Below are 15,200 nucleotides of genomic sequence, written 5' to 3' on the forward strand. Positions count from 1 at the left end.
ACACAAGGTTTGTTTTATTAATAAAAGTTATTTTTGATTTTCTTCTACCCAGTTTTTGGCATTATCTATATCTACTATATCTCCAATAGGTACATTTGATACAGGTTTTGTTTTCTTTATATTTGCCCAGGCAGCTGTTTCGTGATTTTCAATAGGTATTTTTTTATGGGATTTTTTGTTGTCTAACATTTATAATCACCTCTATAAATATTATTTTCAAAATACCCTTAATATATAAGTGGAAAAATTTAATTAAGTTTTTTTCGAATATTTTTTGTTGCCAATACCATGTCTATTAAACTTTTTTTGACTTCATCAATGCCTCTTGTTTTTAATCCACAATCAGGATTTATCCAAAGCTTGTCACAATCAATTTTATCCAGCATAATTTTTATTGATTTTTCAAGTTCCTCAATGGATGGAATTCTTGGAGAATGAATATCGTATATTCCAGGCCCTATTTGAGATTTAAAATTATTATTTTTTAAAAAATCAAGTATTGAAAAGTCTGAACGTGCAGCTTCTATTGAATATACATCTGCATCCATATCTTTAATCTCTTGTACTATACTTGAAAATTCACTATAGCACATATGGGTATGAATTTGAGTTTCACTCTTAACTTTTGAGTTTGTTAAACGAAAAGCAGATATTGCCCAATCTAAATATTTTTTATGCCAATCTTTAGTTCTAAGGGGAAGTTTTTCTCTTAAAGCAGCTTCATCAATTTGTATTATTTTTATTCCTTCAGATTCTAAATCCAAAACTTCTTCTCCAATTGCCAAACCTATTTGATAGGCTATTTGCTTTAAGTCAAGATCTTCTCTTGGAAATGACCAGTTTAAAATTGTAATGGGACCTGTTAACATACCTTTTACAGGCTTGTCAGTTTGATCTTGGGCAAATTTAATCCAATCTAATGTCATAGGAGCAGTGCGCTTTACATCTCCATATATTATCGGTGGTTTTACTGCTCTTGTTCCATAAGATTGAACCCAACCATTTTTGGTAAACAGAAAACCATCTAACAATCTTCCAAAGTATTCAACCATGTCAGCACGTTCATATTCTCCGTGAACCAATACATCTAAACCAATATCCTCTTGGAGCTTAAGTACTTCTTTAATTTTTTCCATTATCTGATTTTCATAATTTTCCTTGGTAATAGTATTTCCCCTTAAATCTTTTCTAAGTTTTTTAATTTCATGAGTTTGCGGAAAAGATCCTATGGTAGTTGTAGGTAATAAAGGCAGTTTAAAAGTATTATTTTGAACTTTTTTTCTAAATTCTAAAGAGTCTTTTCTTGTAAAATCTTCTGGTTTTAAATTATTTATATTCGTTCTAATTTCTTTATTATAGCATAGTGGATTTTGCCTTTTTCTTTTTAATATATCCTGATTTTTTATATATTTGCTCTGTTTTTCATAATCTTTGCATTTCAATAGTTCTTTTATTTCTGAAAGTTCATTTAATTTTTCTTCTGCAAAAGATAAGCTCTCTATATATTCTGACATGTTTATAAGGTTATCTACTTTTCCTATATTTTTGTCATCAATATGGCCTTCAGGTTTCACAGTATAAGGTACATGCAGAAGAGAACATGAGGTACTTATATAAATTTTATTTGTATCAATATATTTACCAATATTATTCATTAATTGAATACTGTGTTTGTAGTCGTTTCTCCATATGTTTTTTCCATTGACTATTCCAGCTATTAATATCTTGTTGTCGGGAAATCCATATTTTTGTAGAAGTGTTAAGTTTTTTTTACCTTCCACAAAATCCAATCCTATTCCATTAAATTTTAGGTTTTGTAAATTTTCGTATATATCTCTTATATCTCCAAAGTATGTTTGGAGCAATGTTTTAAAACTATATTTTTTATTTAAGATCTTATCATATACATTTTTAAATAGTTCTATTTCATATTCAGTTAAATCTGTTACTAGAATTGGTTCATCAATTTGCAGATATTTGATGCCTTCTTGTTGAAACTTGTCTAATATATCTATATATATATTTGCAAGTTTATTCAAACAGTGTTCAAATGTAGTATTACCTTTTAAATTTGAGAGTTTGAGAAAAGTGAAGATACCTATTATTACCGGTTTGGTTTCTATATTCAATTCTTTTGATTCTCTATAGAGATCAAAAGGTTTAGTATCATTAATTGAAAAGATGGTATTTTGATCTATTTCAGGTACAATATAATGGTAGTTTGTGTTAAACCATTTTTTCATCGGCAAGGCCCTTATATCTTTAGAGTTATTTTGATAACCTCTGGCCATTGCGAAATATGTATCCAATGGTGAAAGACCAAGATCCTTGTATTTTTGGGGTATAATGTTTAATAGAAATGCCATATCCAGCATATTGTCATAGTATGAAAAGTCATTTGACGGTATAATATCCAATCCACTTTCTTTTTGTTTGGACCAGTATTCATCCCTCAATTTTTTTCCTGTAGAAAATAGTTCATTTGAATCTATATTTCCCTTAAAATATGATTCCACTGCAAATTTTAGTTCTCGATTAACACCTATTCTAGGGTAACCTACGATAGTTGATTTGTTCATTTAATTTTCCTCCTTATCTTCAATCCCAAAGATTCAGTTTTACATAAAAGGCAGGTCTCCTGGCTTATCTTCATCCTAATTGTTTCCCTTCCCGTATACAAACAGTGGTTTAGAAACTTTCGTCCAAATTACAGTAGTGGGTGCTGCTCAAGATTATAACTTGATTCCCTATTATCTTTTACAAATGAGTAAAAGCACCTTATATGTTAAAGAATTCTTTTTTTAATTATGAATTGCTAAAATAAATTATAGCACATAAATATGCACTTATAAAGAAGTTTATGTTAGGTTAAATAAGATTCAGCCTCCTAGTGTTACATCTTGATTGTCATACCATTTTAATGCATCTAAAAGATGCTGCTCCTTGAAATCCGGCCAGTAATCATCTACTACATAAAAGTCGGAATACACTGATTGTACTGGAAGAAATCCACTTAATCTTCTTCTGCCACCCCAACGTATTATTAGGTCCATTCTACTTATATCATGAGAGTTTAAACTTGATATGATTGAATTTCTGTTTTTTGAATGTGAATTGCTTAAATTATTTAAATCCCAATCCCATCCATAGTTCACAAGAAAATTTATTCTAATTCCACCTTTTCCAATATCTTTTCTCTCAGTATAGGGGAGAAGCACCTTTGGAAACATTGGTGAATTTGAATTACCAACTACTAGAAGAGATGCATTTTCTTTTAACAATATGTCCACCGCATTAATACAAGCTTCAGTAAAAGCCTGGGTCTGTATTTTAGGCCGTTTTGTATTATCTACTGTAAAGCCATAATATGTTAATTCATTAACACCTAGGTTTTTACAGAGCTTGAATAATTCTATGCCTGGTTTTAAACCGGCTTCATAACCTTTTTCTTTACTCATTCCATTCTTGGCAGCCCATCGTCTATTTCCATCTGGGATTATACCTATGTGTTTTGGAATTCTCATAAATTGTCCCCCTTTATATATGATAACTCTAATTATACCCCAAAATTAAATTGTTATTCTAAAATACTTATGTGGGTATATATCTGTAAAATGCACTTAATAATATATTATATAATAAACAACTAATTAAATAAATATGGACTTTCCAATAATATCGAAAGTCCATATTTGGCAATATGCTTATATTATACTTGAAAAACCTTCTCCAAGTACTTCATTTACTTCATTTACAGTGATAAATGCCTTAGCATCTATTTTTACTATATATTCTTTAAGTTTGAGAAATTGTTTTCTATCCAGTATAGTTGTTATAACTTCATTATTGTTATTATTATAAGCACCTTTTGCATAGTATATAGTTGCACTTCGATCTAGAACTTCAACTATATAATCTTTTATCTTTTTGCCATTTGAGCTTATTATAGCTACTTGCTTGTAAGTATTTAAGTTTATAATTACTCTATCTATAATTGTTGCATTTAATAGTATTCCAAGCATTGCGTACATACCTTTGTCTATTCCAAGAACGGCACAGGCAGCAATAGCTACAACAATATCGGGTATAAGTATGCACTTACCTATGCTTATTTTTGTATACTTATTAATTATTTTAGCTATTATATCAGTTCCACCTGTAGATGCATTTTTATTAAAGACTATTCCCATACCTGCACCACATATTAATACTCCAAATATAAGCTGCATTAGAGTATCCGAACTAAAAGGCTTAACAGTGGGATATATCTTTTCCATCAATAATATCATCAGTGATATAGAAAAACTGCAAAATATTGTCTTACCACCGAAAATAGGTCCTATTATTATGAACCCTATTATAAATAAAAGTATTTCTACACAAATCATAAATAGTCCTATGGGTATATTTGGAAAAAAGGTATTAACAATTATACCTGCACCACTAATTCCACCTGCAGCTATATGACTAGGTGCCAGAAAAAAATAAGTTCCAAAAGCGACTAGAAGACAACCGAAAAGCAGCATGAATATATCTTTTAAATTTTTAATCACATATAATTCCTCCTTATATAATTTTCTATGCAAAACTAAAAGAGCATACAAAAACCCAAGTAAAAATCCTTCTCAGATTTATATATGCTCCAATTACATACAAATTAAACATTGCATGAATTTCTTTTTATTAGTACAAAAATATTATATAGTTTACAATTAGATTATGTCAATATATTAAGCTGGTCAATTTTGTAAATGCTTTATTTCTTCAAGAAGTACTAAGGCAGCTTTTCTAGGACCTGTTTTTTCTTTGCCAGATATACCAAGGCGTGTTCTAATTTGTCCAACTTTTATACCAGACTTAAAAAACTGATTGAAATATATATTTAAAAGTTTGTCTGTATCTTTAGATTTTTGAGCAGGACCAAAAGGATTTGCAAAATAAGTTTTAACAAGGCCTTTTTCCGATGTAGTTCCTTTGGCTATTCGGGCACCATCTTTAAATACTTTTATAGCAGTATCACAATTATTAAAAAATTCTAGTTCAGAGCCCTTATCTTCATAATTATTGGCATATAAAAATAAATTAAAAGGATATCCGGTAGTTATCTCAGTATAGCTGGATACAGGAATAACTAATCGTGCATTTATTTTATCTGGATTCATGAAAATACTTCTGTCTATTTCTTTAAAAGCATATCCGCTATCTAGATCATCTAATCTTACAAAGGCACCTATTTCAGTACCATAAGCTGATATGCAACCCTTTTCATCAAGTCTGACAGTTCCCATATCATCGAATATTATTTTCATGTCACTTATATATTCATCCCCAAGTTGTCTGAATGCTTCAAGAGTTTCAGACTTTCCAGCACCACTATCACCCATTATAATTATATTTGCAGTTTTGTTGCCTTTTGTGACTATATTGACCATGGCTCCATGAATAGGAAGGTATCCTCTTTTTATCATTATAAGATTGTGAAGTGTAAGAGTCATTTTTTTCATATAGCCAAAATAATCTATGGACTCATTATAATTTATATACCCAAGCATTATATTGTTTTTCTTATCATCATAAAAAATCGTTCTCATTTGTTTGAAAGAATCCCTTGCCCCAAATACATAGACGATATCGGGCTTTTTATTTTTATATTCACTTTCCCTTGCTATTTCAAAGAGATTACAAAGGGTTATGCCATGAGCCATAAAATTCCTATGAAAATATATATAGGCTAGCAGGTCGCCGACTTTGGCAGGATAACAAAACCAGTGGTCATATTTTATAGTGCATTGTTTCAAAGGATTTTCAAAGCATTCAGTAAACATACCTGTTCGGGTATTCATTTTAGGATAAGTTATAAATGGAGGATCTAACATAATTGATTTAATAAAAGGAATGTTTTGAAGACATTTATAATCTTCTGAATACAAATGTGGCAAATCATTTAATAATAGCCCTGCATTTCCACCAGCGGGAAGTTGTCTATATATTTGAGGCTTGTGTGATATAATATTTTCCTCGATTTTTCTATAAGTATCCAATATTAATTGAGAAAATGCAATATTTGAATCTATAAAACTTGCATCCTGAAATCCATCACCTGGTTTATTGTCATGTATAATTGTATATCTTTCAATTTTCCTCCAAAATTTATATAAGTCTTCTATAAATAATATAAGTTTGTCTTTATTGTCAAAAATAGATTTAAAATTTGTATCTATTTCTTTAATATCTTCTAATTTAAATACCATTAGCAATTTAAACAAGTTTGTTATACTCTGGATAAGCTTATTTATCTCAGTAATAGTAGATGCATTTTTAATATATTTATATATGGAAGTGTTTTTTCTCTGTGATTTTTTTAAATATTTTTCTAAAACAGTTTTAAATGCTGAACTTTCTAATAACTTTTCCGATGTGTCACAGTATTTTTCAGTGAAATTTATCATTATTTTTCCATTGTTTAGATAAAATTCTTTTCTCATATTAATCCCCCCAAAAAGTTAAAATAATAATTGCTGCTATTAACATGATTATATCATAATGGATAAATTTACAATAATTTAAATTATAACAAAGTACAGTACTGTCAAAATTTAAACACATAAGTAAATTCCTTGTATTATTTTAATAGTAATATTATAATATAGTAAGATGATTTGTATACATATTTTTAAGAATAATATATCATAAATTTAGAATAGTAGGTGGTTTTATGCAGAATTTAACATTAACAGAATCAGGCAAGAAAAAATTAGAAGAGGAACTTGAATATTTAAAAACAGTTAAAAGAGTTGAAATTAAGGCTGCTCTTAAGTCTGCACGTGCACAGGGTGATTTGAGTGAAAATGCAGATTATAGTGCTGCAAAAGATGACCAATCTATGACTGAAACGAGAATACAGGAACTTGAGGAACAGCTTAAAAATGCTATTATAATAAAAAGTTCCGATGCTGCAGATGTATTTGATGTTAATAAGACTGCACTGGTAAGATTTTATGACATAGATGATACAGAAGAAGTTACTTTGGTAAGTTCTGTAGAAGCTGATGTTAAAAATATGAGGATAAGTATAGATTCTCCTTTAGGTAAGGCTTTATTTAAACTAAAGGTAGGTCAAAAGGCTACAGTTGATTCTCCTGATGGAAATTATGATGTTAAAGTAGAAAAATTATTGTAGAATAACGTATTCTACAATAATTTTATTTTTTTCTTTTCACTGAGTAGCCAAATTTACCACTTGGTTTTGAAGAAATTTTAAAATATTCTCCATGAGAATAGCAGATAAGGTTAGCTTTTTCTAAATGTATTTTTCCATTTTTTGAGATAACATTTTCATCTACATTAACGGACAATATATTAGATAAAAAAAGATGGTGACTACCTAGAGGAATTATATTTTTTACTTTACATTCTAAATTTACAGGACAGTTTTCAATATAAGGTACATTGATTTTTGTACTATCTTTTAAATTAAATTTACAAGCCTTTATTTTATCTGTATTCCTTCCAGATTTAACTCCACAAAAATCTAATACCCGTGTCATTGACGAACTAGGAAGATTTACTGAAAATTCCTTAGTCTCTTTTATATATTCATATGAAAGTCTATCAGGTCTTATGGATATTGAAATCATTGGAGGCTTTGTACACACAGTTCCAACCCAGGCTGCGGTAAATACATTTACTTTTCCAGACTTATTTCTTGAGGTTACAAGTACTGCAGGAACAGGATTTAGCATGCAGCTTCCCTTAAAAGCAATTTTATTCATAAATTCACTATCCTTTTTTAAATTCTTTATAATAACAAGCCCACAAAATGCATTTGTGGGTATTGAATAATTATCTGTTTTTAGATTTTTTGCTCTTTGCGACTTCCACAGAAACTCTTCTTCCCTGGAATTTTTTCCCGTTGGTCTTTTTTAATATAATTGAAGCAATACTTTCAGATACGTTTATAAATGTAAATTTGTTTAATATATCTATATCACCGATTTCATGCGCTTCAACGGATGATGTTTCAGTTATGAATTTAATTAGCTTTCTTGGAGTTATATTATCCATTCTTCCTATGGACAAAAACAATCTTATTTCTTCATCTATATTTTTATTTATAGAGTTTTCTTTATAGTCAAAACTTATTTCATTGTCGAAAACTATTTTCATAAGTGCAGCTGCTACATCAACTAGATTATATTCCTCATCTAATTCAGTTGCTATAGGAATAAAGTTTTTAAAATTATTTTCACTTAATGTAGTTTTTATTTTTTCTGCAATATGTTTATATTTAGCTTCAAATATGTCATCAACTGTAGGTACTTCTTTCCTTTTTATTTTGCTCTTTGTATATTTTTCTATTTGTTTTAAAAGTATATATTCTCTTGGAGTTACAAGGGAGTAGGCAATACCTTCCTTATTTGCTCTTCCGGTTCTTCCTATTCTGTGTACATAATATTCTGTATCTTGAGGCAGGTCATAGTTTATAACGTGGGATACATTTTCTACATCTATACCTCTTGCAGCTACATCTGTTGCAATTAAAAATTCTAAACTTCCATCTTTGAATTTTCTAAGAGTGTTCATTCTTTGATTTTGATTCATATCTCCATGCATACCCTCTACATTATAGCCTCTTGCCTGCATGGATTCTACAAGTTCATCAACACCTCTTTTTGTCTTGCAGAATATTATAGCACTGGAAGGTTCATCTACGTCCAGTATCCTGCACAAAGATTCAAATCTGTCTTTGTGTTTAATTTCATAATAATATTGTTTTATTTTTTCAACAGTTAATGTATTTTTTTCTATTTTAATATATTTAGTGTCTTTACTCATATATTTGGATGCTAATTTTTTTATTTGATTTGGCATAGTTGCGGAAAATAATAAGGTTTGTCTGTTAGGATTGGTATTTTTTATTATACTTTCTATATCATCTATGAAACCCATATCCAACATTTCGTCAGCTTCATCCATTATTAAAAATTGTATTTTACTCAAATCTATTGTGTGTCTTCGTATGTGGTCTATTATTCTACCAGGAGTACCAACTACTACATCTATTCCTTTTTTTAATGATCTTATTTGTCTATCAATAGGTTGACCGCCATATATTGGCATAAGACGTATTTTGCTGAATTTAACTAGTTTACTTAATTCATCATTTACTTGAATTGCAAGTTCTCTTGTAGGTGTGAGTATAAGCGTAGATATATGATTGCTATTATGATCTATTTTACTTAGCATCGGAGCGCCAAATGCCAGAGTTTTTCCAGTACCTGTTTGTGCCTGACCTATTACATCGTGTCCTTCCAATATTACAGGAATGGATTCTGCTTGAATTTGAGAAGGTTCTTCAAATCCTAAAGCATCTATTGACTGAAGTATTTTAGGCTCCAAATTTAAATTGCTGAAATTCATATTACTCATTAAAACTCCTCTTTCTTTTTTATATTACAAAACAAATCCTATCATAACATAGTATTGTAATATTATCAAATTCTAATTCACATTTTATAAGATTATTCTAATTTAATTATGATATAATGTAATATAAACAAAAAGTTTAAACTATGTATTTGTTAATTTTAGAGGAGAATTATATGTTTGATGCTGTCCAAAAGACTTTATTTAATGGAATAAAACTTATCACTATAAAAAAAGATACTCAAATTTCGGCCTTGCATTTTGGAATAAAAGTAGGGTCTATGTATGAGCTTCCCCAGGAAAATGGAATGTCACATTTTATAGAACATATGCTTTTTAAAGGCACTAAAAAAAGAGATAATGAAAAGTTGAACAGGGATTTGGAAAATTTAGGAGGAGAGTATAATGCATATACGGACAATACCTCAACAGTGTATAGTATTACAAGTTTAGGGGAAGAATTAGAGAAATCTATAGAAATAATGTCTGATATGATAATTAATCCTGAATTTAATGTTGAAGAATTGGAAAAAGAGAGAAATGTAATATTATCTGAAATAAGATCTAATAAAGATGATATAGAGCAGCTCAGCTTTATGCAGATAAATAAAATTGGATTTAAAAATAGTTCACTTAGATATGATATCTGTGGAAGTGAAAAAAATGTAACTAGATTTACAAGGGAGGATCTGGTTGAATTTTATAATAGGTACTATTTACCCAATAATTGTTTTATATCTGTTGTATCTCCTTATGAACATGAGAAGGTTATAAATATTATACTTAGGTATTTAAAAAATTGGAAGCCTAAATCTATTGAACTCAAAAACATTGTAGTTGAAAATAATTTTCCATGTAAAAAGATATTTTATAAGAGAGATATAGAACAGAGCAGTATAATGTTCTTATTTACATGTTACGGATTGGATAAAAAACAGGAACTGGCTCTTAGAATACTAAGCTATAAATTAGGAGAAAGTCCAAATTCAATACTATTTAGAAAGTTAAGAGAGGAAAATGGATTTGGATATGATATTTATACGGATCTTGATTTAACGGAGTATGTAAAAACATTATATATATATGCAACTGTAAATGAGGAAAATATTCAGGAAGCCATTGATATTATCTTAAGTTGTATTGAACATATAAAGGAAGAAAAAATAATCTTTGATAAAGATAGTATTATAACTATGAAAAAGGCTTTAAAGACATCCATTGCTTTTACTTTAGATGATAGTACTGATATTGGAAATTATGTAATTACTCAATCAATGGATGAACAAAGCATATTTAAATTCAATGATGATATTAAAGAAATGGAAAATATAAAGGACAGCCATATATATGAAGTTGCCAGAAAGGTTTTAAATAATCCTACAATATATATATTGAAGAGTAGTAAATAATAAGGAGATAGATTTTAAATATTTATGAATAAAAATAATATAAATTTAGTAACGGATATAAAAGTTCAAAAGGGAAATAAAAATAGAGTAAATGTATATATAGATTATGAATTCTCATTTTCCTGCAGCAGAGAACTTGTATATAGATACAGAATAGATAAGAATGAATATATAGATTTGGGTTATATAAAGGGCATAATCCATGAGGACAACTATATAAAATGTAAGAGTTCAGCTCTCAATATTTTAGAAAGAAATTATAAAACGGAAAAACAAATAAGCGATAAACTTCTTAAAAAAGGATATGATATAGATACGGTTTTGAGAACTTTAAACTTTTTAAAAGATTATAAATTTGTGGATGACAATAAATTTGCATCATTATACGCAGAAGAAAAAATCCGAATCTGTGGAAGGAACAAGATAAAACATGAATTAGTAAAGAAAGGTATAGAAAAGTGTATGATAGACAGAATTTTAAGTGATATGGATAAAGGTCAATATGAAGAAAATGCTTTAAATTGTGCTAGAAAGAAATATGATATAATTATTAAATCTGAAAATAATTTTCAGAAGGTTTATCTAAAACTTGGCAGTTACTTGACTAGAAGAGGATATGAAATAGAACTTGCTAAAAATATTCTAAAAAAGATAATAAAAAAAGATGATTTTATTCAACAAGAAAAAATTTCCAAAAAAGACACCAATCCCCTATACGATATTGCAAAAAAAAGGTATAATATAATAACAAGGTCTGAAAATGATATTAATAAAATAAATAGAAGACTTAGTCAATATCTAATGAGAAGGGGATATTTATGGGAAGATATAAAGCAAGTTTTAAGAAAGATTATGCAAGAGGATATCTAACTTGATATTTTCATATAGACTGTAAATTATGTATTCATCATAGGGATTTCTTTTATTTTAGATACTTTAAAAGGTGGTTGTTATTATGAAAATAAATCCCGTAACACTTATAATAACTCTAGTATTTTTATATCCTGTTTTAAGAGGATTTTTGTTTAAATTTTCCTCAAAAGATTTAAAAATTGAAATTGATGATGCCGGCAGAAATATATCTTTTATAATAGCTATAATATCAGGTATATATTTTGGAAAGAAAATATTTATACAACATGATCAGGGGATATACAAAAGAATTTATTACTATATACCTCAGCAGATACTTAACTATCTAGAAAATAATAATTTGATAATATATGCAATTGTAATACCCATAACTGTTTTTATTATCTATAGAATTATCAAATTGCTTTTGGATATACTAAATTGTGTTACATTTTATCCTGCATTGGATAGTATAGAGAAATTCCTTATTTCAAAAGGTAATTTGTTTAAACGAATAATTGGAATGATATTTCAATTGCCTAAGGCTGTATGCTATATATTATTGCTAACCTTTATACTAAATATATTATCTATGTTTAATATAAATGATAAATTGAATGGATATCTTGAAGCTTCCAGGACTTATGAAACTATTTGCAAGAGTATAGTTATACCTGTTACCAATTCGACTATTGCAAAAAATCTTCCCAATATATTGAATAATTCTTTCAGGATAGTTATAAGAGAAGCAAACTCCCAAAAGGAGATTCAATCCAATGCATCTATTCCACTAAAACAATTTGATAATAGAAAGGCTGTAGTATATTACAACGGAGTAACTTTGGATGAAGGAGTTAAATCAAATGCTCAAATTAATAAATTGGCAAGAGAATTAGGGTCTGAGGGGACTGAAACTATAGATAAGGCTGACAATTTATATAATTGGATTGGTTCAAATATATCATATGATCATGCAAAAGCTAACAAAGTTTTGAATAATGATTTCAATGTAAGCTCTGGAGCTATACCGGCTTTCGAAACTAGAAAGGGAATTTGTTTTGACTATGCTTCTCTATATGTAGCTATGGCAAGAGCAAATAACTTAAAAGTCAGGCTGATAACAGGAGAAGGATTTAATGGAGTAAGTTGGGTTAGTCATGCATGGAATCAAGTATATATACCTGAAAAGGGTAAATGGATAAATGTAGACACAACTTTTTATAAAGGTGGAAATTATTTTAACAATTCCAGATTTAATCTTGATCATAGAAATGCTCAAATAGCAGGTGAATGGTAAATTATATTACCATTTACTTTGATCTTGATATATATTTTTTAAGTAAAATATTTATTGCCATTTCACAATCTTTATCAGAATTATCTAAACACCATGCGGTATTGAATGAAATCAATGCCTTTTTGGTGTTTTTTAGCATAGTGTAACAATATCCTAAATTAAAAAAGTATTTACTTTCCCTTTTTAAATTAATTGCCTCCTTTAATTTAGGAATTGCCTTTGAGTATTCCTTTAATTTTATGAGACAAACTGCAGAATTGTATAGTGAAGATACTTCGTTATCCTTTAATTTTATTGCTTTTTCATATAGGACAATGGCTTTTTTATAATCCCTATCATTGTAGTATTCGTTGGCTTTTTGAAAGTACTTCATTGTATCCTCCTTTATTGTACTTGAAGTCATTAACAAATTATATGTATAAAATATTCCTATATAATAATTTATATCCAAATTACTTAAAAATATTCTTATAAAAAAATTAAGGAGCTTAAGTATAGAACTTTAGCTCCATTTAACTAATGCATTAGTTTCTTTTTGATTTTATTTTCTGCCAATTCCACAAGTTTATACATAAGATATGCAAGTACTGCAAGTATTATTATACTAACCATTACTGTATCCAGCTGTGATATCTGCCCTCCATATATTATGAGGAACCCTAGTCCTTCCTTTGCAACAAGAAATTCTCCCATAATTACACCTACCCAGGAAAGCCCTACATTTATCTTTAAGGTGGATACCAATGTTGGAACTGAAGCTGGCATTATAAGATGTGTCAATATTTGAAACCTTGAAGCTCCGAAGGTTTTTAATAACCTTATCTTGTCTTTATCAACTTCTCTAAAACCATTTAATACTGTAAGTATAGTTACGACTATGCATATTAAAACAGTTACCATAACTATGGCTGACATGCCATTTCCAACCCAGAATATTATAATTGGTGCCAATGCTATTTTAGGAAGGGCATTTAATACAACTAGATATGGATCAAGTACATCTGATACAAAATCCGACAGCCAAAGAAGTATAGCTATTAAGGTTCCTAAAATTGTGCTTAAAAGAAAACCTATTATTGTTTCAATACAGGTTATACCTATATGTTTGAATAGAGTACCTTCCAGATAAAGCTTGATTAAATTTTTAAACATTCTAGATGGAGTGCTAGTTAAAAAGGGATCTATCCAATTTAGATCTCCGGCCATTTCCCATAGTGCAAAGAAAATTACTAATATGAGCAATCTGGATATAAATATTTTCTTCTTTCTTGTGATGATGCTTTTTATATATTTTTCATGTTCTTTCAAGTTATCTATCATTATAATTTAGCTCCTTCCACACATTATTGAAGTAAATCCTGAATTCAGAATCTTCCCTGGATTCCAATGGTGAATCATAGGATTGACTAAATTTTATGTTGAATATTGTCTTTAATTTTGCAGGTCTGTTGGATAGTACTAAAACTCTATTGGACATGGAAATTGCTTCAGCTATATCATGGGTTACCATTATAACTGTTTTACCTTCTTTTTTTAATATTTTATATATTTCATCACTTATATTTAATCTAGTCTGATAATCAAGAGCAGAAAATGGTTCGTCTAAAAGTAAAATTTCAGGATTCAAGGCCAAAGTTCTTATTAGAGCAACTTTTTGACGCATACCTCCTGATAATTCATCTGGATAATAATTTATGAAGTCAATAAGACCGTAGTTTTTTAATAGTGCCATTAAGTTATCTCTGTATGAGGATATGGATTTATGTTGTATTCTTATTCCGAGTGTTATGTTGTTCCATACACTGGACCACTCAAATAGTTGATCTCTCTGAAACATGTATCCCATTTTTGAAGAAACAGATTCCAATTTTTTATTATCAACGTATATTTCACCGCTTGATGGCTTTATAAGTCCTGCTATTATGTTTAAAAGTGTACTTTTTCCGCAGCCAGAAGGACCGACTATACTTAAAAATTCGCCTTCTTTTACTGAAAAACTTATATCCTTTAAGGCTTCAGTGTATCCTTTAAGTGAATGATAATTCATATATATATCTTTTACTGTTAGTTTATTCAATATATCATCTCCCTACATGCCTATTACAGGCTATGTTTTATTATATGAAGTGGATGATGGGAGTGTTCCTTACAGAGGTTTGTTTAATTTTAGTTTTTGGTGGTATAATATAAAAATGAACCTTAACATGAGATGTATT

At 28.8% G+C, this 15,200-nt stretch carries 14 protein-coding genes and 1 riboswitch; of the genes, 4 read left to right on the forward strand and 10 right to left on the reverse strand.

Annotated features, from left to right (window positions below; all coding sequences use genetic code 11):
• Window positions 1-27 precede the first annotated feature (27 nt).
• The 5 genes from J418_RS16030 to J418_RS0104900 form a co-directional block, all read right to left on the reverse strand.
• A complete protein-coding gene (locus tag J418_RS16030) occupies window positions 28-189 on the reverse strand; it encodes a CDIF630_02480 family spore surface protein (protein ID WP_017751147.1) in 162 nt (53 codons plus the stop codon).
• A 59-nt stretch (window positions 190-248) separates the two neighbouring features.
• Window positions 249-2,579: a 5-methyltetrahydropteroyltriglutamate--homocysteine S-methyltransferase gene (metE, locus tag J418_RS0104885; protein WP_017894944.1), complete on the reverse strand. Its 2,331-nt coding sequence runs from the start codon at window positions 2,577-2,579 to the stop codon at window positions 249-251.
• Between the two features lie 32 nt (window positions 2,580-2,611).
• Window positions 2,612-2,796: riboswitch (cobalamin riboswitch) on the reverse strand.
• An 83-nt stretch (window positions 2,797-2,879) separates the two neighbouring features.
• On the reverse strand, window positions 2,880-3,524 hold the full coding sequence (gene uppS, locus J418_RS0104890) for a polyprenyl diphosphate synthase (RefSeq protein ID WP_017894945.1): 645 nt from the start codon (window positions 3,522-3,524) through the stop codon (window positions 2,880-2,882).
• Between the two features lie 180 nt (window positions 3,525-3,704).
• Entirely contained in the window at window positions 3,705-4,553 is an 849-nt protein-coding gene (locus J418_RS0104895) for a YitT family protein (RefSeq protein ID WP_017894946.1), read from the reverse strand.
• Window positions 4,554-4,739: 186 nt separating this feature from the next.
• Complete coding sequence (locus J418_RS0104900; protein ID WP_017894947.1) at window positions 4,740-6,485, reverse strand: phosphoenolpyruvate carboxykinase (ATP); 1,746 nt, start codon at window positions 6,483-6,485, stop codon at window positions 4,740-4,742.
• Between the two features lie 230 nt (window positions 6,486-6,715).
• Here J418_RS0104900 and greA point away from each other — a divergent pair, with 230 nt between their 5' ends.
• Window positions 6,716-7,180, forward strand: coding sequence for a transcription elongation factor GreA (greA, locus tag J418_RS0104905; protein WP_017751152.1), 465 nt, complete (start codon window positions 6,716-6,718; stop codon window positions 7,178-7,180).
• A 22-nt stretch (window positions 7,181-7,202) separates the two neighbouring features.
• Here greA and J418_RS0104910 read toward each other — a convergent pair whose 3' ends face one another.
• Both J418_RS0104910 and J418_RS0104915 read right to left on the reverse strand, forming a co-directional pair.
• On the reverse strand, window positions 7,203-7,772 hold the full coding sequence (locus J418_RS0104910; protein ID WP_017751153.1) for a flavin reductase family protein: 570 nt from the start codon (window positions 7,770-7,772) through the stop codon (window positions 7,203-7,205).
• Between the two features lie 70 nt (window positions 7,773-7,842).
• Complete coding sequence (locus tag J418_RS0104915) at window positions 7,843-9,429, reverse strand: DEAD/DEAH box helicase (RefSeq protein ID WP_017751154.1); 1,587 nt, start codon at window positions 9,427-9,429, stop codon at window positions 7,843-7,845.
• Between the two features lie 173 nt (window positions 9,430-9,602).
• Between J418_RS0104915 and J418_RS0104920 the strand changes: the two genes are divergently transcribed.
• The 3 genes from J418_RS0104920 (at window position 9,603) to J418_RS0104930 (ending at window position 12,984) form a co-directional block, all read left to right on the forward strand.
• Entirely contained in the window at window positions 9,603-10,835 is a 1,233-nt protein-coding gene (locus J418_RS0104920; RefSeq protein ID WP_017894948.1) for a M16 family metallopeptidase, read from the forward strand.
• A 24-nt stretch (window positions 10,836-10,859) separates the two neighbouring features.
• Entirely contained in the window at window positions 10,860-11,705 is an 846-nt protein-coding gene (gene recX, locus J418_RS0104925) for a recombination regulator RecX (protein WP_017894949.1), read from the forward strand.
• Window positions 11,706-11,790: 85 nt separating this feature from the next.
• On the forward strand, window positions 11,791-12,984 hold the full coding sequence (locus tag J418_RS0104930; protein ID WP_017751157.1) for a transglutaminase-like domain-containing protein: 1,194 nt from the start codon (window positions 11,791-11,793) through the stop codon (window positions 12,982-12,984).
• A gap of 13 nt (window positions 12,985-12,997) precedes the next feature.
• Here J418_RS0104930 and J418_RS0104935 read toward each other — a convergent pair whose 3' ends face one another.
• The 3 genes from J418_RS0104935 to J418_RS0104945 all read right to left on the reverse strand — a co-directional run bounded on the left by J418_RS0104935 (window position 12,998) and on the right by J418_RS0104945 (window position 15,061).
• Window positions 12,998-13,411: a tetratricopeptide repeat protein gene (locus J418_RS0104935; RefSeq protein WP_257725573.1), complete on the reverse strand. Its 414-nt coding sequence runs from the start codon at window positions 13,409-13,411 to the stop codon at window positions 12,998-13,000.
• A gap of 89 nt (window positions 13,412-13,500) precedes the next feature.
• Window positions 13,501-14,304 carry an ABC transporter permease gene (locus tag J418_RS0104940; protein WP_017751159.1) on the reverse strand — a complete coding sequence of 268 codons (804 nt, stop codon included), beginning with the start codon at window positions 14,302-14,304 and terminating at the stop codon, window positions 13,501-13,503.
• The gene (locus tag J418_RS0104945; RefSeq protein ID WP_017751160.1) at window positions 14,294-15,061 is read right to left on the reverse strand and encodes an ABC transporter ATP-binding protein; all 768 of its coding nucleotides are present in this window, start codon (window positions 15,059-15,061) and stop codon (window positions 14,294-14,296) included. The genes J418_RS0104940 and J418_RS0104945 overlap by 11 nt, the downstream gene beginning before the upstream one ends.
• Between the last annotated feature and the right edge of the window lie 139 nt (window positions 15,062-15,200).

Source organism: Clostridium tyrobutyricum DSM 2637 = ATCC 25755 = JCM 11008, assembly GCF_000359585.1.
Classification (GTDB): Bacteria; Bacillota; Clostridia; order Clostridiales; family Clostridiaceae; genus Clostridium_B; species Clostridium_B tyrobutyricum.